Source organism: Bradyrhizobium sp. WU425, assembly GCF_021052305.1.
In the GTDB taxonomy this organism is placed as follows: domain Bacteria; phylum Pseudomonadota; class Alphaproteobacteria; order Rhizobiales; family Xanthobacteraceae; genus Bradyrhizobium; species Bradyrhizobium canariense_D.
In genome coordinates this window covers 2,680,294-2,697,513 of the sequence record NZ_CP088089.1, presented here as the reverse complement: position 1 = coordinate 2,697,513, position 17,220 = coordinate 2,680,294, and the positions used below count along the sequence as shown (strand labels likewise).

Below are 17,220 nucleotides of genomic sequence, written 5' to 3'. Positions count from 1 at the left end.
CCCTATCCGATCTCGAAAGCATCGTCGGCAAGGCCCGCATGCTTGTCGTGCCAATGCTGGGCGATCTGCAACCGTGTCGGCACCCAGACGCGGTCGTGCTTGCCGATGTAGTCGAGGAAGCGGATCAGCCCCGCCGCGCGGCCGGGGCGGCCGGCGAGACGACAATGCAGGCCGACCGACATCATCTTCGGCGCGCTCTCGCCTTCGGCATAGAGCACGTCGAAAGCATCCTTCAGATAGGTGAAGAACTGCTCGCCTTCGGCAAAGCCTTGCGGATTGATGAAGCGCATGTCGTTGGCGTCAAGCGTATAGGGAATGACGAGCTGCTTGCCGCTGGCGCCCTTGACCCAATAGGGCAGATCGTCGGCGTAGGAATCGCAGAGATAGAGGAAGCCGCCCTCCTCCATCAACAGACGGTTGGTGTTGATCGAGGAGCGTCCGGTGTACCAGCCGAGCGGCCGCGAGCCGGTCGCCGCAGTGTGGACGCGGATCGCTTCCGCGATCTCCGCGCGCTCCTGCGCCTCGGTCATGTCCTTGTGCTCGATCCACTTCAGGCTGTGGCTGGCGATGTCCCAGCCCGCTTCCTTCATGGCAACTACGATTTCCGGATTGCGCTTCAGCGCTGTGGCGACGCCGAACACGGTAGTCGGCCACTTCCGCTCGCTGAACATCCGCCAGAGCCGCCAGAAGCCGGCGCGCGAGCCATACTCGAACATCGATTCGATATTGGCGTGGCGCTGGCCGGGCCAAGGCTGTGCGCCGAGCACGTCGGACAGAAACGCTTCCGAGGCCGGGTCGCCATGCAGGATGTTGTTTTCGCCGCCCTCCTCGAAATTGACGACGAACTGCACCGCGACCCGCGCGTTGCCGGGCCATTGCGGGTGCGGCGGGTTGCGGCCGTAACCGCGGAGATCGCGCGGGTAGCGGGCACCAGTCACTCAGACTTCCTCGAAGCGGATCGGCAGCGCGCCCTTCCACAGCACGCTCTTGCCGAGCGTCGCCAGATTCTGCAGGCCAGAGGTCAGCGTGATGAAATGGTTGCCGGCGAGCTGGCCCATCTTGCTCGCGAAGTGCACGCCGCCATAGGCCATCAGGATCTCGGTCTCGCTGATGCCGCCGGGATAGAGGATGATCTGGCCGGGCGCGGGATAACTGGTATGGTTCTCGTAACCGACACCGAAGTCCAAGTCGCCGAGCGGCATCCACACCCCCTCGCCGCTCCAGCGCACGTGGATGATGTGGCTTTCGAACGGCAGCGCCTTGCGGAACGCGGCGACAGTCTTCGGGGCCGCTTGCTCCTCGAAACGAGCATCGAAGGTGAAGTCGCCGGCGCGGATAACGAGTTTGGTCATCTCATCTCTCTGGATCGGGGGCGGTGGCCCCACGGGGAATTTTCAGGCAAAGAGCACTCCGTCGGGCTTCGCGCAAGGGGCGCGGCCCGTTACCTGCGGTCGTAGGACCAGCCGAAAACGCCACTCCGCCGCGTCTCGGGCTCCGGCTCGGCGGCGGGCTGCGGCGCCTCCCTCAGTTCCGCCTGCGGCGACGGAGGCGGCACAGGCAAATTCTCGCATTTCATGGAGTAGACCAGCTTGCCGTCCGCGGTCCGCCCGATCGGCGCGCAGGGGTCCGGATGCGCCGCCGATGTTTTTGGGGTCAGCTTGACCTGCGCCACGGCCGGCGAGGCGATCAGCAGAAGGACCAGCAGATATTTCGACATCATTGTCGCCTGAAAACCAGATTTGGCCCATTGAACCGGATTGGAGCAGGCAAGTCCACCGGTGCCACCGGTCGCGATTGCCGAATATTTAGCCGAGGCTAGAAAATTGGCTCGCCCCAATGTGATGTCGCGAGCGGTGATATCGGCCGGGCGCGTCGCCATGTCAGCCGCGACGGCGACACACAAAACACACATCTCACAGCCGGGCGTCGTCACGGGAGAAAGAAACAATGCAAAAGACTTTCATCATTCTCGGCGCGACGCTGATTGCCGCCGCCACCATCCAGACTGCCGCGGCGAACGACCGCCGTCATGTCCGCAAGGCGCAGCCCCATCCCATCACCCAGTCGGTGCGCGACTCCAACGCCGCGCTCTGGCCGTCGCAGCCGACCGGGCCCGACTGGTCCCGCTATTCCAACGGCGCGATGTCTGCACCAGCGGGACGGTGATGCCGGAAGCCTAGCGCGATCAGCGAAACTGCCTCCACGTCGTCATTGCGAGGAGCTCTTGCGGCGAAGCAATCCAGACATTTTCCACGGATGCATTTCTGGATCGCTCGCTGCGATCGCAATGACGGAGTATGAGGCGGCAGCGCCACTCTTCCAGCTCGCATTTTTACTTGCAGACACAGCTTCGCGTTCTCGCGGCTGATTTCGCCCGAGCTTTGCTTGATCGCTCCACCCTCTTGTCCAAGAGGGCGCAGGGAAGGCCGGGTGCCGGCTGGCACCCGCGGTCCGCTGCGCGAAAAGCACACGCAGGAAAACCGCACAGCAGCATACAGGTGTAGCCAATCACTCGGCCTTCCCTGCGCGATGGTTGGACGGCTTATGCCGTGCTCTCCCGGGAGCCGAGTTCTCTTTGGCCTCCCTCGCCCCAACGAAAGTCACCGGCACCCGCGCCGGTTGACGCAGATGCCGCATTCGCCAGGGCTTGACCGTAGCAACGACGGCCAGGACCACACGGTTTTGCCGTACGCACGGCCCGCCATTTCGCCGCAGTTTTCCCAGCCCTGTCGACGGAGCCGGAAACTTACAGACAAGGCGAAGCCTAGCAGCGCCGCTCGTCGGCACGAAGCCTTGGGCTCACGGAGAGCAATCCGCCCTGCCCTTGGCCTCTCGCACCCGAACGCTGCCGCGTCCACCGCAAGCCCGGCTCGCGAACATGACGACCACAAGATCGCCCCTCAAGGATGAGCCGGGATGGGCGACACATACGCCAATTCCGAATTTCGGTAAAGCGGAATCTTTTTTTCTGGAGGGGATTGACGCGCCCGCGACACAGGTCGCGCAATGAGACGCCTCGCGCAGAAGCAACAAGGGGCGGTGCAAAACACCGCCCATTGGCGAGAACGAGACTGCGGCGAGGACAGGCGCCTAATACGGCTGATAATAGCCACGCGGACCATAGTAGGGACCGCCGCCGTAATATCCCTGGCCGCCGTAGTAAGGACCGGGACCGTAATTATAGCGGTCCTCGTAGTACTCCTGGCGCCTGCTCTCTGCGATCGCGCCGCCGATCAGACCTGCCGCCACGCCCATGAAAGCGAGGCCTGCAGCGTTCGGACCTCGCCGATAATAGCGGTGGCGGCGAGCCGCGCTGAAATCGGTGGCAGCCGGAGCGACCGAGCCCGCGGCAGCGGCTTTGGTGGGCGCGGGCGAGTTGGCAGCCGAAGGGTTGATCGGGGCCGTCATCAGAACAAGACTTGCGAAAGCTGCCAGCCCAACGCTGCGGCCGGCTGCGGAAATCATCGGTCCTTTATTCATCTTGACCTTCCTGTTCTCGCTCGAAGCGACATAATCAAACAAGACTAAACGTCCAAACCACTGAAATGGTTTCGTGATCGCGGCAATCTGCCACGCGTTGAACGATTGTAGATCGAACGTCCAGATCCAGCTTGAACCATCCAACATGAGCGGATAATGAACAGGCGCACCGTCTTTCGGTCGCCGTAAGCGTTTTACGTGAACCAACGCATCAACCGACGCCGTCGGGATCGATGCCATTCTTGGGTTCACCGTGACTGACGCGTCTTATTCCAAGAGAAACCAGATGATTGCGGTTCGCAAACTGCCGGCGCGCTATGCGTCGATCGTGATGCCATTTGTGCTGTCCATCCTCATGACAGCCGTGGTGTCGGTCATTTCCACCCTTCGAAGCCTCGGCGCAACGCCGGCGTTCCTCGCGACCTGGCCGGGCGCCTGGGCGCTGTCATGGCTCGTCGCCTTTCCGACGCTGCTGATGGTGCTGCCACTGGTCCGCCGGATCGTGGCTAGCGTCGTCGCTGCTCCCTTGCAGCCAGGCCGATAGCAGGCGCGGACGGCGGCGCATGACGCACGCCGTCCCGCTTCCGCGTGACCTTACGACAGCGCGCCGAGTACGCCGCGCGTCGCCTTGTCGATCTCCTCGACATAGCGGCGGCGGGCGAAGGTCTCGGTAAGGAAGCCGACCACCTTGCGGCTGTCGGTGGAATCGACCACCGCCAGCATCTCGGCCTCCGCCTCGTCGAACACCGCCATCGCCGACTTCACGTTCATTTCCGGGATCAGCACGATCTCGGTCAGGCGCGCGAGCTCGATCACCTGGATTTCGTCGGCGATGGTGTCGAGGTCGCCCGAGAACAGGTCGGGCAGCAGGACAAGGCCGACATATTCGTCCGCATTGTTGACGATGACGATCCCGGGCCGCGAGCCCAGCGCGAATTCGCGGCGGACCGCGGCGATCGTCGTGGTCGACGGCACCTTGCCAACATCTGAGCGCATCAGCCGCTCGACGGTGAGGTTGCGCAGCCAGCCGACGTCGTTGGCGCTGCGGATGGTCTCGCCGCGCAGATGCAGGCGCCAGGTCGAGAAGGAGTGCCCGAACATGAAGCGGACGCAGATCGAGGTGACGATGCAGCCGGCGAGCACCACGGCGGTAACGTCGACGTTGCGGGTCATCTCGAGCACGAGGAACGACATGGTCAAGGGACCGCCGACGATGGCGACGCCCAGCGTCGCCATGCCCGTCAGCATCGCGACCAGCGGATCGATCACGAAGTTCGGGCTGATCAAGAGCAGCACCGCGGAGAAGAACTTTCCGATCAGGCTGCCCACGAACAGCGAGGCAAAGAACAGGCCGCCGCGGAAACCGGAGGCGAGCGAGATCAGGCAGGCCGTCACCTTCAAGGCGATGATCAGCGCGATCAGGCCGATCGTCATGTCGTGAAAGAGATCGAGCACCATTGCGCCGTGGCCGGCCGCCAGCACCTGCGGCGTGACGATCGCAAAACCGCCGACGATGAGGCCGCCGATCACCGGGCGCAACCAGACCGGCAGCCATTTGAACAGGCGCTCGAACATCGAGGACGAGCGCATCACGGCGATGCCGACACCGCTGGTGACGAGCGCGAGACCGATCAGCGCGAGATATTGCTCGACGCCGACGGCGCTGACCTTGGGTATTTCGAGCGAGTATGGCGCGCCGCCGAGCCATTGCGCGGTCAGGGCGCCCGCGAGCGAGGCGGCGAGGATCGGCGCCGCGCTGCCGACCGAGTAGACGCCGACGATCAGCTCGCAGGCGTAGAAGGCGCCCGTGATCGGTGCACCGAAGGCCGCCGCGATCGCCGCAGCGGCACCGCAGCCGACGATCAGGCGCAGATCGTTGCGGCGCAGATTGAAGAACTTGCCGAGCAACGAGGCGATACCCGAGCCGATCTGGGTATAGCCGGCCTCGAGGCCGACGGAGGCGCCGCAGCCGTTCGAGATCAGCGTCTGGCTGGACACCACCACGCTGTCGCGCATCGACAGATTGCCGCCGCGCAGTGCGTTCGCCTCGATCGGATCGACCGCGCTGGAGAGCTTGAGCCGTCGCCGCCACCACTCCATGATCCCAAGCACCAACCCGCCCAGCGCGGGCGCGATCAGCGCGGCCCACGGACTGACGCTGGTATTGGCGGACAGGCGGACGTCGATGGGAATGCCGTAGATCACCATGTGGGCAATCTGCGCAATCTCGGCCATCAGCGTCACGATGGCGCCGGCGAGCGTGCCGATCACCAGCGCCAGCGGGATCAGATAGAATTCGTTGCTGCGTAGCAGCGCCCGCAGCCGAACCATGATGCGGTTCGTCCCCTTGCGGTCGGCGAGATGTCTGATCCGCAGGAACACGTTCTGTCCGCCCTACCCTTCCGACATGCCGTAACCGGACATGCGCTGGCGGACCCGCTCGATCTCGGCGCTCGACAGCAGCGGCGGCTCTCCGATCTGGAGACAGCCGTGATATTGCCGCGCCAGCGTCTCGACCTCGACCGCGAGCCACATCGCCTTGTCCAGCGACTTGCCGGTCGCGATCATGCCGTGATGGTCGAGCAGGCAGGCAAGTCGGCCCTCCAGCGCCCGCACGGCATGTTCGGACAGCTCCGCCGTTCCGAAAGTGGCATAGGGCGCGCAGCGGATGCTGTCGCCGCCGGCGGCCGCGATCATGTAGTGCACGGGCGGGATCTCCAGGCCCATGATCGCCAGGATGGTGCAATAGGTCGGATGGGCGTGGACGACGGCGTCGACGTCTGGCCGGGCCTTCAGGATGTCGAGGTGGAAGCGCCACTCGCTGGACGGCTTCTGATCGGGCGCGTGCGAGCCGTCCATCGTCATGAACACGATCTGGTCCGGCGTCATGGCGTCGTAGGGCACGCTGGTCGGGGTGACCAGAAGCCCGTCCACATGCCGGACGCTGATATTGCCCGAGGTGCCCTGGTTGATGCCGAGCGCATTCATGCGGCGGCAGGCGCCGATGATGGCCTGTCTCTTGTCGAGCTCGTCCGCTGTCATCGACATCTCGATTTCCTGACGATGGGCGCCTGTCAGACGGGGAGTACGTCAAGCAATATGGCAGCGCAAGAGAAAGCGGACCGGATCGCGCGCGATCCCGCCAGCCGCCTCATGGCATCATGGAATAAACATGAAAATCAACGCATTAACAGATTGTCGCAGCTCTACGGCAAGCTTGCCCGGACCGCAGCGATGCCGTTGATCACGAACTGCACCGAATAGGCCGCGAGCAGCATGCCGAGCACGCGCGAGAGGACGGCGTTGCCGGTGCGCCCGAGGCTCCGCGCGATCATGTTCGCGGAGACAAAGCAGAGCATGCAGAGCAGGCACACGGCGAGGACGACCGCGATGATGATCGGGAGCCTCGGCCCGTAGCCGGCATCGCCGGTCAGGAGCAGCGTGGTCGCGATCGCGCCGGGACCGGCCATCATCGGGATCGCCAGCGGGAATACCGCGACGTCGGAGGCATGCTCCGAGGTTGCCTTATCGGCCTCGCGGGCCTCGCGATGCGGACGGTCGCCGAAGATCATCTGGTAGGACACGCCGAACAGCAGCAGCCCGCCGGCGATCTGGAAGGCGGGGATGCCGATCCCGAGCTGGCGCAGCAGCCAGTTTCCGATCAGGGCGATCACCACCAGGATCGACGCCGCAATCAGCGGCGCACGCAGCGCGATGGTGCGCATGGTCTTGTCGGGCATGCCTCCGGTCGCAGCGAGGAAGGCCGGCGCAAGGCCCACCGGATCGACCACGAGCAGCAGCGTCACGAACGCGGACAGGGTGAAGTCGATCATGTCTCGGTGGGCTCCCTGGACGCAGGAACGATGGCTGGCGGACTGACTTAGCCCGATAGAACCGCTTTGAAAATCACCGGAGATGCACAATGAGTGACAGTGGAATTGGAATGTTGCTGGGTCACCTTTCGGGCAACCTGCTCTGGCTCTGGTTCATCGGTGCCTTCGTGCTCGGTGCGGTCCTCGTCTACGGCGTGGCGAAGGCGGGGCGCCTGCGGCGCCGCGAGCGCGCGCAGCTCGACCGCAACACCGAGGCGCGGCAGCGGCAGGAAGATCCCTACAAGCGCCCGACCTGAGCGCAGGCTGCAGTTTGGAACTTTCGTTCTCCGAAAGCTTTTGATCGCCTGAGGATTGCGGAAGGCGATGCCTTCGCGCGTCACCTCAAGAGGAGGATGTATGGCAAAACGAGCAAAGAAGCGCACAAGCAAGAAATCGTCGACGGGCCGCGCCCGTCAGGCGCCGAAGATGTTGAGCGACCTATTCCTGGAGACGCTCAAGGACATCTATTTCGCCGAGAACAAGATCATCAAGACCCTGCCCAAGATGGCCAAGGCTGCCAACTCGAAGGAGCTCGCGGCGGCTTTCAACAAGCATCTGCGCGAGACCCAGGGCCAGGTCAAACGTCTGGACCAGATCTTTAAGATGCTGGGCAAGCCGGCCCGCGGCAAGCCTTGCGAAGCGATCAACGGCATCACCGACGAAGGTGCCGAGATCATGAAGGAGTTCAAGAACGCGCCTGCGCTCGACGCCGGCCTGCTCGCAGCCGCGCAGGCGGTCGAGCACTACGAAATCTCCCGCTACGGCACGCTGCGCACCTGGGCCGAGGAGCTCGGCATGCAGGACGCGGCAAAGCTGCTGCAGGCGACGCTGGACGAGGAAGAGGCGACCGATCACGCCCTGACCGAGCTCGCCACCTCCGTGATCAACCTCGAGGCGGAAGAGGAATACCGCCAGGCGGCCTGAGGCACACATAGGGTGACGACGGAACGCCGCGGCCCGGAAGGCCGCGGCGCTTGTTTTCGGATCGCACGATCCGCATGGCACCTGCGCGCAGCCGGGCTGGAATTCTCGGGAACCGGCCCCATATTCAGCGTTCCTCACCCGCCGAGCCCGCATCATGCAACCCAAAAATCCCCTCGACTGGATGCTGTCCGAAGCCTTGGACTCGCTGACCCGCGCCGAACGGCTGCGCCAGCAGTTCGGCCGGCAGGAAGCCTGCTGGGAGCCGCCGATCGACGTGCTCGAAACCGAGCATGAGCTCCTGATCCTGGTCGCGCTTCCCGGCGTCAATCCCGACAATGTCGAGACTGTCATCCATGACGGCGTGCTCGTCATCTCCGGCCAGCGCACCCTTCCGCCAGAGCTTCGCAACGCCCGCATCCACCGGCTCGAACTGCCGCAGGGGCGTTTTGAGCGCCGCATTGCATTGCCCGTTGGCCGTTACGCCATCAGCCGCTTCGTGATGGACGGCTGCGTCGCGCTGCGCCTCGCCAAATCCTGAGGTCGATCATGGCCACCGAACCAATGAATACCGCACCGACCAATCCCCAGAGCAATTCCGACGTGAAGATTCCCGAAGACGCGCTGATCATCATTCCCGTGCGCGAAATGGTGCTGTTCCCCGGCGCCATCGCGCCGATCGCGATCGCACGGCCGAAGTCGGTCGCCGCCGCGCAACAGGCGCTGCGCGAGCAGCGACCGGTCGGCATCGTCCTGCAACGCAGCCCCGAGACCGAGGAGCCCGGACCGGACGACCTCTATCGGGTCGCGACCATCGCCAACATCGTGCGCTACATCACCGCGCCCGACGGCACCCATCACATCGTCTGCCAGGGCGTGCAGCGCGCGCGCATCCTCGACTTCCTGCCGGGGACGCCGTTCCCGGCCGCGCGGATCCAGCAGATTCCGGAGCCGACCACCAGCACGCCCGAGATCGAGGCCCGCGGGCTGAACCTGCAGCGCCAGGCCATCGAGGCGATCGAGCTGCTGCCGCAGGCGCCGCCCGAACTGGTCGCGATGTTCCAGGGCACCACGGCGCCCGGCGCGCTGGCGGACCTGGCGACCTCGTTCATGGACATCAAGCCGCAGGACAAGCAGGAGGTGCTGGAGACCATCGACCTCGCTCTGCGTGTCGAGAAGGTGTCGAAGCATCTGGCCGAACGGCTGGAGGTGCTGCGCATCAGCAACGAGATCGGCCAGCAGACCCGCGCCAGCTTCGACGAGCGGCAGCGCGAAGCGATCCTGCGCGAGCAGATGGCGACCATTCAGCGGCAGCTCGGCGAAGGCGACGGCAAGGCGGCCGAGGTGGCCGAGCTGACGGCTGCCATCGCCAAGGCCAACATGCCGCCCGAGGCCGATGCACATGCGAAGAAGGAGCTGCGCCGCTACGAGCGCATGCCGGAGGCCGCCGGCGAGGCCGGCATGGTCCGCACTTACCTGGACTGGCTGATCGAGCTGCCGTGGGCACTGCCCGCGGAGAAGCCGATCGACATCAAGGAAGCGCGCCGCATCCTCGACGCCGATCACTTTGGCCTGGAGAAGATCAAGAGCCGGATCATCGAATATCTGGCGGTGCGCAAGCTGGCGCCGCAGGGCAAGGCGCCGATCCTGTGCTTCATCGGACCGCCCGGCGTCGGCAAGACCTCGCTCGGCCAGTCCATCGCACGCGCGATGGACCGTCCCTTCGTGCGCGTCAGCCTCGGCGGCGTGCATGACGAGGCCGAGATCCGCGGCCACCGGCGCACCTATATCGGCGCGCTGCCCGGCAACATCATCCAGGGCATCAAGAAGGCCGGCGCCCGGAACTGCGTCATGATGCTGGACGAGATCGACAAGATGGGCCGCGGCGTGCAGGGCGATCCTTCCGCCGCGATGCTGGAGGTGCTCGACCCCGAGCAGAACGGGACATTCCGGGACAATTACCTGGGCGTGCCCTTCGACCTGTCGCGCGTGGTGTTCATCGCGACCGCAAACATGCTGGACCAGATCCCGGGTCCGTTGCTGGACCGCATGGAGCTGATCAGCCTCGCCGGCTACACCGAGGATGAGAAGCTGGAGATCGCGCGGCGCTATCTGGTGCGGCGGCAGCTCGAGGCCAACGGCTTGACGCCGGAGCAAGCCGAGATCGAGCCGGAGGCGCTGAAGCTGGTGGTCAAGGGCTACACCCGCGAAGCCGGCGTGCGTAACCTGGAGCGGGAGATCGGAAAGCTGTTCCGCCATGCTGCCGTGCAGGTCGCCGAGGGCACGGCTGCCAAGATCGTCGTGACGCCAAAGGACATCGGCACTGTGCTCGGCCAGCCGCGCTTCGAAGGCGAGATCGCGCAGCGCACCAGCATTCCAGGCGTGGCCACTGGCCTGGCCTGGACGCCGGTCGGCGGCGACATCCTGTTCATCGAGGCCTCGCGGGTATCAGGCCGCGGCGGCATGATCCTGACCGGCCAGCTCGGCGAGGTCATGCGCGAGAGCGTGCAGGCTGCGATGACGCTGGTGAAGAGCAAGGCCACGCAGCTCGGCATCGATCCGCAGCTGTTCGAAAAGAGCGACATCCACGTTCACGTGCCGGCAGGCGCGACCCCGAAGGACGGACCGAGCGCGGGCGTTGCGATGTTCACGGCGCTGACGTCCCTGCTCACCAATCGCACGGTGCGCAGCGACACCGCCATGACCGGCGAGATCTCGCTGCGCGGCCTGGTGCTGCCGGTCGGTGGCATCAAGGAGAAGGTGGTGGCAGCCGCGGCCGCGGGCCTGAAGCGGGTGATGCTGCCGGCGCGCAACAAGCGGGATTACGACGACATCCCGCAGAGCGCGCGGGACAACCTCGAATTCATCTGGCTGGAGCGCGTCGACGAAGCCATCGCCGCGGCGCTCGAGCCGGCCGAGGCCCAAGCCGATGCCAAGGTCGAAGCGGCGGAGTGAATGCCATGAAGAAATTGCTGGAAAGAGCGAAGCGATCGCGGACGACGCAGCGGCTGCGCCAGTTGCTGGATCGCGCCATCGACGGGGTTCGCGATGCGCTGGCGATGCCGGGACCGCGGCTTCAGCCGGCCCCGGTCCGGGCGAAGCGCCGCAAGGGTTGAGCCCTCCGTCTCAAGTCCTCGCGACAGCCCCGAACAAAAGGCCCCCTCGCTCGAGGGGGCCTTCGCCTTGTTAGCCCACGGCGTCCTTGGCGGCCTTGACCGGGCGGGCGCGAACGATCTTCCGGGCCGGTTTGGCCTTGAACATCATCTCTTCGCCCGTGAACGGGTTGGTGCCCTTGCGCGCCTTGGTCGCGGGCTTCTTGATGACCACGAACTTGGCGAAGCCCGGCACCAGGAACAGGCCGTTCTTCTTGAGCTCCTTGTGACCGACGTCGGTCAGCGTCTCCATGACGCTCTTGACGTCACGCTTGGAAAGCTCGGTGGTGGTCGCGATCTTTTCGATCAGCTGCGATTTCGACATTTGGGTGGCCATCGTGTCTCCTCTGATTCGTTGACGGCTGCATATTAGACCAACCGGTGAAGGCCTATAGCCTTCTGCACAGTTTTGTCGGGGTTTTACGGGCTTTTTTGGCCCTCTGTGGCAAAAAACCCTGCTTTTTAGCCACTTCCGGAGCGGGAGAAGCCTCAGGCAGCGGATTTTACCTTGTTTCAAAGGCCCGCACGCAGCCTTGCTAAAGCTGATTCGATGCTTTCGACAAGCGATGACCGGCCTCTTTGTCGGAGTCCGGTCGCGATTCACCCTGGAAAACAAGCCTAGATCGTCGTGATGTGGCGATCGCGGGTACTTTCTCTCCCTTATTTCTAGGGAGCGCGACGAGCTTCGCTCGCGCTAGATACGTTCGATGATGACGGCCGGGGCCATGCCACCGGCCGCGCACATGGTGACGAGACCGCGCTTCAAGTCGCGCCGTTCGAGCTCGTCGAGCATGGTGCCGATCAGGATCGAGCCGGTGGCGCCGATGGGATGGCCGAGTGCGATCGAGCCGCCATTGACGTTGACCCTGGCGCGGTCGAGCTTGAGGTCGCGGATGTATTTTTCCGCAACCACGGCAAAGGCCTCGTTGATCTCGAACAGGTCGATGTCGTCGATGGTCAGCCCCGCCTTCGCCAACACCTTGCGCGTCGCCGGCACCGGCGCGTTCAGCATCAGCGTCGGCGAGTCCCCCATATTCGCCATCGCGACGACGCGGGCGCGCGGCTTCAGGCCGTGCGCCCTGGCGTAAGCGGGCGAAGCCAGAAGGATCGCGGCGGCGCCGTCGACGACGCCGGACGAGTTGCCGGCGTGGTGCATGAAGTCGATCTCGAGGTCGGGGTATTTCTGCAGGATCAGGCCGCGATAGGTCGTGCCCTTGTCGTCGAGCGCATGGTCGGCGACAGCGGGGAATGCGGGCTTCAAAGCGCTCAGCCCTTCCATCGTGGTCTGCGGCCGCGGATATTCTTCATGGTCGAGCGCGAGGCTGCCGTCCTCGCGATGCACCGGCACAAGGCTCTTCTTGAAGTGGCCGTTCGCGATCGCATGCGCGGCACGCTTCTGGCTTTCGAGGCCCAGCGCGTCGACGTCCCTTCGCGTGATGCCTTCCAGCGTCGCGATCGCGTCGGCGCAGACGCCCTGATGCGACTGCGGATGCCGCGCACGCAGGCGCAGATTGCCGTTGTCCATCATCATCGGACCGCCGCCGCGGCGTCCTTCCATCGACATCATCTCGCAGCCGCCGGCGACGACGAGGTCCTCCGTGCCCGACATGATCGAGCTTGCGGCCATGTTGACGGCGGTGATGCCGGAGCCGCAGAAGCGGTCGAGCGTTACGGCACTCGCGCGCACGTCGTAGCCGGCGTCCAGCGCCGACATGCGGCCGAGATCGCCGCCTTGCGTTGCGACCTGCGCGCTGCAGCCCCAGATGACGTCGTCGACGTCGGCGGTGTCGATGCCGGTGCGCGTCGCGAGCGCGCGCAGCACGGTTGCTCCCAGCTGCTGCGGATGAATGCCCGAGAGCGCCCCCTTGCCGGCCTTGCCAACGCCCCGCGGGGTCCGGCAGGCATCGATGATGAGTGCGTCGATCATTGGCATTATCCTCTTGTTGAACGGTTGGAAGCGTTTTGAATCAGCGGGCGAAGGGAGTCAATGCGCGCTGGCGGAACCGCCTCACCCCGCCCTCTCAACGCGAGCCAAGCTCGTCGCCCTTCCGCAAGAGCGGGGCGAGGGAGAGCAATCAAACCCCCGCTGCGTTCTTCGCGATCACGTTGCGATAGAAGCTGGCGCTGAGTTTCGGCGTACGCACCTGCGTATCGAAATTGACGTGGTAGAGCCCAAAGCGCTTGTTGAGCCCAAATACCCATTCGAAATTGTCCATCAGGCTCCAGAGGAAATAGCCGCGCACCGGCACGCCTTCGGCGGTGGCGCGCTGGAGCTGGGCCAGGTAGTTGCGCAAATACATGATGCGGTCGGTGTCGTAGATCTTGCCGTCGGGCGTCACGACGTCGTCGCCGGAGGTGCCGTTCTCGCTGATATAAATCGCGTCCGTTTTCCAGATCTTTGCCGCCAGCTTGGGCACCCAGTAGATCGTCTCGGGGCCGACGCGCAGCCAGTCCGAATTCATGTGCGGGAAGGATTTCGGGATCGGCAGCGGCATGAAGCCCGCGCCCTGGTCGGAGGCCACCACATAGTTCTGCGGCGCGTAGATGTTGAGGCCGAGGAAATCGACCGGCGAGGAGATGATCTTCAGCTCCGCATCCGTGTATTTCGGCGCGTCGCGCCCGGCGAATTTCAGGAAGGCGTCGGTGTACTGGCCCGTCATGATGACGTTGAGATAGCCTGCGTTCATTTCGCGCAGCGCGATCTCTGCGGCGCGGACGTTCTCCGGCGTGTCGATCGCGGGGGCACAGGCATCGATGTTCTCCGCCGGCCCCACCCTGGTGCCACGGCGGCCATGGGCGCGTACCGCCTGCACCGCAAGCCCGTGCGCGAGCGCGCTGTTGTGCCTGATCTGGTTGACCTCGGCTTGTGGCAGCGTCACGCCGGGCGCGTCGATGCCGATGCCGTAGCCGAAATAGACGAAGCGACCGCTCTCGTTCAGTGTGAATACGTTCTTGACGCGATCGGTCAGGTGCTCGGCGACATAGGCCGCGTAATCACCGAAGATCTTGCAGGTCTCCGTCGACCGCCAGCCGCCAAACCGGTCCTGGAGCGATTGCGGCAGGTCCCAATGATAGAGCGTCAGCCACGGCTCGATGCCGTTCTTGAGGAGTTCGTCGACCAGGCGGTTGTAGAAATCGAGTCCCTTCGGGTTGGGCTTGCCGTCGCCGTCCGGAAACAGCCGCGGCCAGGCCACCGAGAAGCGATAGGCCTTGCAGCCGAGCTCCCTGATGAGCGCGATGTCCTCCTTGTAGCGGTGATAGTGCTCGTTGGCGCGGTCGCCGGTCGAGCCATCCTCGATCTTGCCGGGGATGCGGACGAACTTGTCCCAGATCGAGGCCCCTCGCCCGTCCTCGTTGACCGCGCCCTCGACCTGATAGGACGAGGTCGCCGTGCCCCAGACGAAGCCCGCGGGGAAACCGTCCACGTTTCGCGGCGGCGATGCGGGCTTGGCGTCCGCGACCTCGAGAGGATTGGCGATTCCGGCTGCGGACAATCCCGCCAGCGTGGCGAACTGGCGACGCGAGACCTTGTCCGACATTGATCGTGCTCCGGGGTGATGCTCTTTCGGTGGCACCATGGCGAATCGCGGGTCGTTTGAGAAGCGGGCGAGCCGAGGGCCGAGGATGCAGGATTGCGGAATGCGACAAAGTTGTCCGAAAGGGGCTAGGGCGATCGTCGGCAGAGCTACCCCAAAGCCGAAATACCAGCCCCACCGTCATTCGAATTCCAGCCCAATCCGGCAAGGAAGTTGTCAGTTCCCTCGATACGAGGGCCCGTAGGCTCACAGAATGCCATATACCGCTCGGAAATTACGACCAAACTTCGCAAATATGGCGTATGCTGCAGCCATCGCCGCTCCGCTCTGGGCGATTGTCTGTCTGCACCGGTCAAGCAAGAGAACGACTGACTTATGACGCGGTTTGACCGCATCAGACTGTGGTAACCTCTTCCGCTTGACCAAGCGCCTGTCCTGCCAGGGATACAATGACTGACCCGCGTCAGAGCCACCGTGAATTCGAGGTAGATATATGTCGTATGCCTACAAGCTGAATGAAGACGTTCGCCACCAGCCCCAAGGCCCACAAGGACGTGCCGCAACTGAGCCACCGATGATTTACACCATCGTCCAGCATATGCCCATCGAGTCCGATGGACGTCTCCGATACCGCATCAAGTGCAAGTCGGAGAAAATCGAGCGAGTCGTCACGGAAGATCAGCTTTCGTATTCGCAGTGATCGCTTGATGACGGCGGGAATCCAGCGCGGATGAATTGGCTCGGTGTTGCCATGACCAACGACGGGACCGTTCTCGTTGCTTGGCGAGCCTGGATTGCGGAATGTCTGCCTGGGTCGGGAGCAGACATGAGGTCCTTCCGCCGCGGTGGCGCGCGGGCTTCCGCGATCAGCGCGAGCGCTTCGGCAACTTTGGCAGCTTGTCGGGATTGAACGGCGGCATCTGCCCGGTTCGTTCAGGTGCGGGCGCCTGCTGTTCCGTCAGAATCAGCGTACCCTGGAGGATCATTCCCGGCGCTTGCGCTGCCGTCGCCGTGTAGGTCGCCACCTTGCCCGGGCAGTTTCCCTCGATGTCCAGCGTGAGCTCATCGTCGACGCCGAACACGGTTGCGCGTCCGTCGGTATGGCGCTTCGTCGACACGGTGGCGGTGAAGCGATCGCCGTCGACCTTGCAAGAGCCGTGATAGGTCATCAGGCTGTCGCAGCCCCAGATCTGTCCGTCTGCGATATGGACGATCCCGGTCCCCTGATCGAGCGGCGTCTTGTACCAGGCGGCGTAGGTGCCGTCCTTCAACATGGGAGCAGTCTCCCCTGGTATTTCCTCGCGCATCATCGACACGATCAGCGCTAACAAAGCGTTAATCGCGCGGCCCGTGCCAATCCGGGCTATTCCTGCGCAGCTCGGCCTCCAGGTCTTCAATGATGCTGTGAAGCAGACAGGCGGCAAGTGGATCGGTCACTTCGCGCTCCAAATGCCGGTACCGCGCGATCTGGAATTCCTGCTCTCTCAACTGGTGCTCTGTCATCGGACGGGCCCTCCGACGAACCGACGCAGAGACAGCCGAACAGTTTCGTTACAATTTTAGGATCATTCGCTATGGTTTCCGATCGGTAAAAACAACGCGACGCCAAGCTTCGCCGGCGGGCGGGATCATCGGAGATGTCAAAAGGTCGATACGCTGACACGCACCGCTGTCACGGCACGTCGCCGCCGCTGCGACTTCCACCGATGCTGTGCGGCTTATTGAGGAAGAACTCCCGGTTACCGAGAGCCGCCTCCGCGTACTGATCAATCGCAACCTGGATGGCCTCGATGTGCATGCGGCACCAACCCTCAAGGCAAGACAGGCGCCGCGCATGATGAAGCGCCTTCAGAAATTCCGGCGGCTCCTGCATGTCGGAGAAGTAGGTCGGCCTCTCCCCCTTCATGCTCGTGCCATCTCTCGTGGCGGAACAAGGCGGCGCTTCTCAACACCGACGCGCGATGGCATCGGCCGACGGCGGGGAACGAACAGGCTGGCGACGACGATCGGGTCGGTGTCTCCGAGCGCGGCCCGCTCCTGAACCAGCCCGCTCATTACCGTGCGCATCTTCATGACTTCGCCTGCGACGAAGCTGCAGTCCTCGTCCCTGTTGATCTGCTCATGCATGATCGCCTCGGCCTCACGCATGCTGACGCGTAACGCCCTGATGATCCTGCGGATTTCGTCGATGCGGTTGTCCATGGCTCGCTCCCTTGGCTGGACGAGCAGCATAAGAACAAAACATGAACAATGAGTCAA

The 17,220-nt window shown here is 64.1% G+C and carries 21 protein-coding genes; 7 read left to right on the top strand and 14 right to left on the bottom strand.

Going from position 1 to position 17,220, the window contains the following annotated elements; genetic code table 11:
• Positions 1–2 precede the first annotated feature (2 nt).
• The 3 genes from puuE to BcanWU425_RS12820 all read right to left on the bottom strand — a co-directional run bounded on the left by puuE (position 3) and on the right by BcanWU425_RS12820 (position 1,720).
• A complete protein-coding gene (gene puuE, locus BcanWU425_RS12830; protein WP_204511929.1) occupies positions 3–938 on the bottom strand; it encodes an allantoinase PuuE in 936 nt (311 codons plus the stop codon).
• On the bottom strand, positions 939–1,352 hold the full coding sequence (locus BcanWU425_RS12825) for a DUF3830 family protein (RefSeq protein ID WP_018456702.1): 414 nt from the start codon (positions 1,350–1,352) through the stop codon (positions 939–941).
• A gap of 89 nt (positions 1,353–1,441) precedes the next feature.
• Complete coding sequence (locus BcanWU425_RS12820; RefSeq protein ID WP_018456703.1) at positions 1,442–1,720, bottom strand: hypothetical protein; 279 nt, start codon at positions 1,718–1,720, stop codon at positions 1,442–1,444.
• 227 nt (positions 1,721–1,947) lie between these two features.
• On the opposite strand from BcanWU425_RS12820, the gene BcanWU425_RS12815 reads away from it, so the two are divergent.
• Complete coding sequence (locus BcanWU425_RS12815) at positions 1,948–2,166, top strand: hypothetical protein (protein ID WP_007612884.1); 219 nt, start codon at positions 1,948–1,950, stop codon at positions 2,164–2,166.
• Between the two features lie 924 nt (positions 2,167–3,090).
• On the opposite strand, the gene BcanWU425_RS12810 is transcribed toward BcanWU425_RS12815, so the two are convergent.
• The gene (locus BcanWU425_RS12810; RefSeq protein ID WP_204513977.1) at positions 3,091–3,480 is read right to left on the bottom strand and encodes a hypothetical protein; all 390 of its coding nucleotides are present in this window, start codon (positions 3,478–3,480) and stop codon (positions 3,091–3,093) included.
• 286 nt (positions 3,481–3,766) lie between these two features.
• Between BcanWU425_RS12810 and BcanWU425_RS12805 the strand changes: the two genes are divergently transcribed.
• Positions 3,767–4,024, top strand: coding sequence for a DUF2798 domain-containing protein (locus BcanWU425_RS12805; protein WP_085350586.1), 258 nt, complete (start codon positions 3,767–3,769; stop codon positions 4,022–4,024).
• Positions 4,025–4,074: 50 nt separating this feature from the next.
• Here BcanWU425_RS12805 and BcanWU425_RS12800 read toward each other — a convergent pair whose 3' ends face one another.
• From BcanWU425_RS12800 to BcanWU425_RS12790, 3 genes are all read right to left on the bottom strand, one after another.
• Positions 4,075–5,862 carry a chloride channel protein gene (locus tag BcanWU425_RS12800; protein WP_085361046.1) on the bottom strand — a complete coding sequence of 596 codons (1,788 nt, stop codon included), beginning with the start codon at positions 5,860–5,862 and terminating at the stop codon, positions 4,075–4,077.
• A gap of 12 nt (positions 5,863–5,874) precedes the next feature.
• Positions 5,875–6,528 (bottom strand): class II aldolase/adducin family protein, encoded by a 654-nt coding sequence (locus BcanWU425_RS12795; RefSeq protein ID WP_204511931.1) that lies wholly within the window; start codon positions 6,526–6,528, stop codon positions 5,875–5,877.
• A 158-nt stretch (positions 6,529–6,686) separates the two neighbouring features.
• Positions 6,687–7,313: a MarC family protein gene (locus BcanWU425_RS12790; protein ID WP_204511932.1), complete on the bottom strand. Its 627-nt coding sequence runs from the start codon at positions 7,311–7,313 to the stop codon at positions 6,687–6,689.
• 89 nt (positions 7,314–7,402) lie between these two features.
• Here BcanWU425_RS12790 and BcanWU425_RS12785 point away from each other — a divergent pair, with 89 nt between their 5' ends.
• From BcanWU425_RS12785 to BcanWU425_RS12765, 5 genes are all read left to right on the top strand, one after another.
• Positions 7,403–7,609, top strand: a complete 207-nt coding sequence (locus tag BcanWU425_RS12785; RefSeq protein ID WP_007601434.1) for a hypothetical protein — start codon at positions 7,403–7,405, stop codon at positions 7,607–7,609.
• A 100-nt stretch (positions 7,610–7,709) separates the two neighbouring features.
• Positions 7,710–8,276 carry a YciE/YciF ferroxidase family protein gene (locus tag BcanWU425_RS12780; RefSeq protein ID WP_085384836.1) on the top strand — a complete coding sequence of 189 codons (567 nt, stop codon included), beginning with the start codon at positions 7,710–7,712 and terminating at the stop codon, positions 8,274–8,276.
• A gap of 154 nt (positions 8,277–8,430) precedes the next feature.
• Complete coding sequence (locus BcanWU425_RS12775) at positions 8,431–8,814, top strand: Hsp20/alpha crystallin family protein (protein WP_007601432.1); 384 nt, start codon at positions 8,431–8,433, stop codon at positions 8,812–8,814.
• Positions 8,815–8,822: 8 nt separating this feature from the next.
• Complete coding sequence (gene lon, locus BcanWU425_RS12770) at positions 8,823–11,228, top strand: endopeptidase La (protein WP_085350583.1); 2,406 nt, start codon at positions 8,823–8,825, stop codon at positions 11,226–11,228.
• Between the two features lie 5 nt (positions 11,229–11,233).
• Positions 11,234–11,389: a hypothetical protein gene (locus BcanWU425_RS12765; protein ID WP_162847267.1), complete on the top strand. Its 156-nt coding sequence runs from the start codon at positions 11,234–11,236 to the stop codon at positions 11,387–11,389.
• Between the two features lie 70 nt (positions 11,390–11,459).
• Here BcanWU425_RS12765 and BcanWU425_RS12760 read toward each other — a convergent pair whose 3' ends face one another.
• The 7 genes from BcanWU425_RS12760 to BcanWU425_RS12730 form a co-directional block, all read right to left on the bottom strand.
• Positions 11,460–11,762 carry an HU family DNA-binding protein gene (locus tag BcanWU425_RS12760; RefSeq protein WP_007601427.1) on the bottom strand — a complete coding sequence of 101 codons (303 nt, stop codon included), beginning with the start codon at positions 11,760–11,762 and terminating at the stop codon, positions 11,460–11,462.
• Between the two features lie 357 nt (positions 11,763–12,119).
• Complete coding sequence (locus BcanWU425_RS12755) at positions 12,120–13,352, bottom strand: acetyl-CoA C-acetyltransferase (protein WP_085350582.1); 1,233 nt, start codon at positions 13,350–13,352, stop codon at positions 12,120–12,122.
• Between the two features lie 148 nt (positions 13,353–13,500).
• Positions 13,501–14,964, bottom strand: a complete 1,464-nt coding sequence (locus BcanWU425_RS12750; RefSeq protein ID WP_204511933.1) for a GH1 family beta-glucosidase — start codon at positions 14,962–14,964, stop codon at positions 13,501–13,503.
• Between the two features lie 863 nt (positions 14,965–15,827).
• Complete coding sequence (locus BcanWU425_RS12745) at positions 15,828–16,235, bottom strand: hypothetical protein (RefSeq protein ID WP_018460275.1); 408 nt, start codon at positions 16,233–16,235, stop codon at positions 15,828–15,830.
• Positions 16,236–16,296: 61 nt separating this feature from the next.
• A complete protein-coding gene (locus BcanWU425_RS12740; protein WP_007601419.1) occupies positions 16,297–16,464 on the bottom strand; it encodes a hypothetical protein in 168 nt (55 codons plus the stop codon).
• Between the two features lie 169 nt (positions 16,465–16,633).
• Positions 16,634–16,867, bottom strand: a complete 234-nt coding sequence (locus BcanWU425_RS12735) for a hypothetical protein (RefSeq protein ID WP_018460276.1) — start codon at positions 16,865–16,867, stop codon at positions 16,634–16,636.
• Entirely contained in the window at positions 16,864–17,163 is a 300-nt protein-coding gene (locus BcanWU425_RS12730; RefSeq protein WP_026233989.1) for a hypothetical protein, read from the bottom strand. Before BcanWU425_RS12730 ends, BcanWU425_RS12735 begins: the two co-directional genes overlap by 4 nt.
• Positions 17,164–17,220 lie beyond the last annotated feature (57 nt).

Bases quoted from the DNA above. Each gene is read 5' to 3' on its own strand.
- BcanWU425_RS12760 (WP_007601427.1), bottom strand. From the start codon at position 11,762: ATGGCCACCCAAATGTCGAAATCGCAGCTGATCGAAAAGATCGCGACC.
- BcanWU425_RS12775 (WP_007601432.1), top strand. From the start codon at position 8,431: ATGCAACCCAAAAATCCCCTCGACTGGATGCTGTCCGAAGCCTTGGAC.
- BcanWU425_RS12755 (WP_085350582.1), bottom strand. From the start codon at position 13,352: ATGATCGACGCACTCATCATCGATGCCTGCCGGACCCCGCGGGGCGTT.
- BcanWU425_RS12750 (WP_204511933.1), bottom strand. From the start codon at position 14,964: ATGTCGGACAAGGTCTCGCGTCGCCAGTTCGCCACGCTGGCGGGATTG.
- BcanWU425_RS12825 (WP_018456702.1), bottom strand. From the start codon at position 1,352: ATGACCAAACTCGTTATCCGCGCCGGCGACTTCACCTTCGATGCTCGT.
- BcanWU425_RS12735 (WP_018460276.1), bottom strand. From the start codon at position 16,867: ATGAAGGGGGAGAGGCCGACCTACTTCTCCGACATGCAGGAGCCGCCG.
- BcanWU425_RS12765 (WP_162847267.1), top strand. From the start codon at position 11,234: ATGAAGAAATTGCTGGAAAGAGCGAAGCGATCGCGGACGACGCAGCGG.
- BcanWU425_RS12815 (WP_007612884.1), top strand. From the start codon at position 1,948: ATGCAAAAGACTTTCATCATTCTCGGCGCGACGCTGATTGCCGCCGCC.
- lon (WP_085350583.1), top strand. From the start codon at position 8,823: ATGGCCACCGAACCAATGAATACCGCACCGACCAATCCCCAGAGCAAT.
- BcanWU425_RS12805 (WP_085350586.1), top strand. From the start codon at position 3,767: ATGATTGCGGTTCGCAAACTGCCGGCGCGCTATGCGTCGATCGTGATG.
- BcanWU425_RS12780 (WP_085384836.1), top strand. From the start codon at position 7,710: ATGGCAAAACGAGCAAAGAAGCGCACAAGCAAGAAATCGTCGACGGGC.
- BcanWU425_RS12820 (WP_018456703.1), bottom strand. From the start codon at position 1,720: ATGATGTCGAAATATCTGCTGGTCCTTCTGCTGATCGCCTCGCCGGCC.
- BcanWU425_RS12740 (WP_007601419.1), bottom strand. From the start codon at position 16,464: ATGACAGAGCACCAGTTGAGAGAGCAGGAATTCCAGATCGCGCGGTAC.
- BcanWU425_RS12730 (WP_026233989.1), bottom strand. From the start codon at position 17,163: ATGGACAACCGCATCGACGAAATCCGCAGGATCATCAGGGCGTTACGC.
- BcanWU425_RS12745 (WP_018460275.1), bottom strand. From the start codon at position 16,235: ATGTTGAAGGACGGCACCTACGCCGCCTGGTACAAGACGCCGCTCGAT.
- BcanWU425_RS12795 (WP_204511931.1), bottom strand. From the start codon at position 6,528: ATGTCGATGACAGCGGACGAGCTCGACAAGAGACAGGCCATCATCGGC.
- BcanWU425_RS12790 (WP_204511932.1), bottom strand. From the start codon at position 7,313: ATGATCGACTTCACCCTGTCCGCGTTCGTGACGCTGCTGCTCGTGGTC.
- BcanWU425_RS12785 (WP_007601434.1), top strand. From the start codon at position 7,403: ATGAGTGACAGTGGAATTGGAATGTTGCTGGGTCACCTTTCGGGCAAC.
- BcanWU425_RS12810 (WP_204513977.1), bottom strand. From the start codon at position 3,480: ATGAATAAAGGACCGATGATTTCCGCAGCCGGCCGCAGCGTTGGGCTG.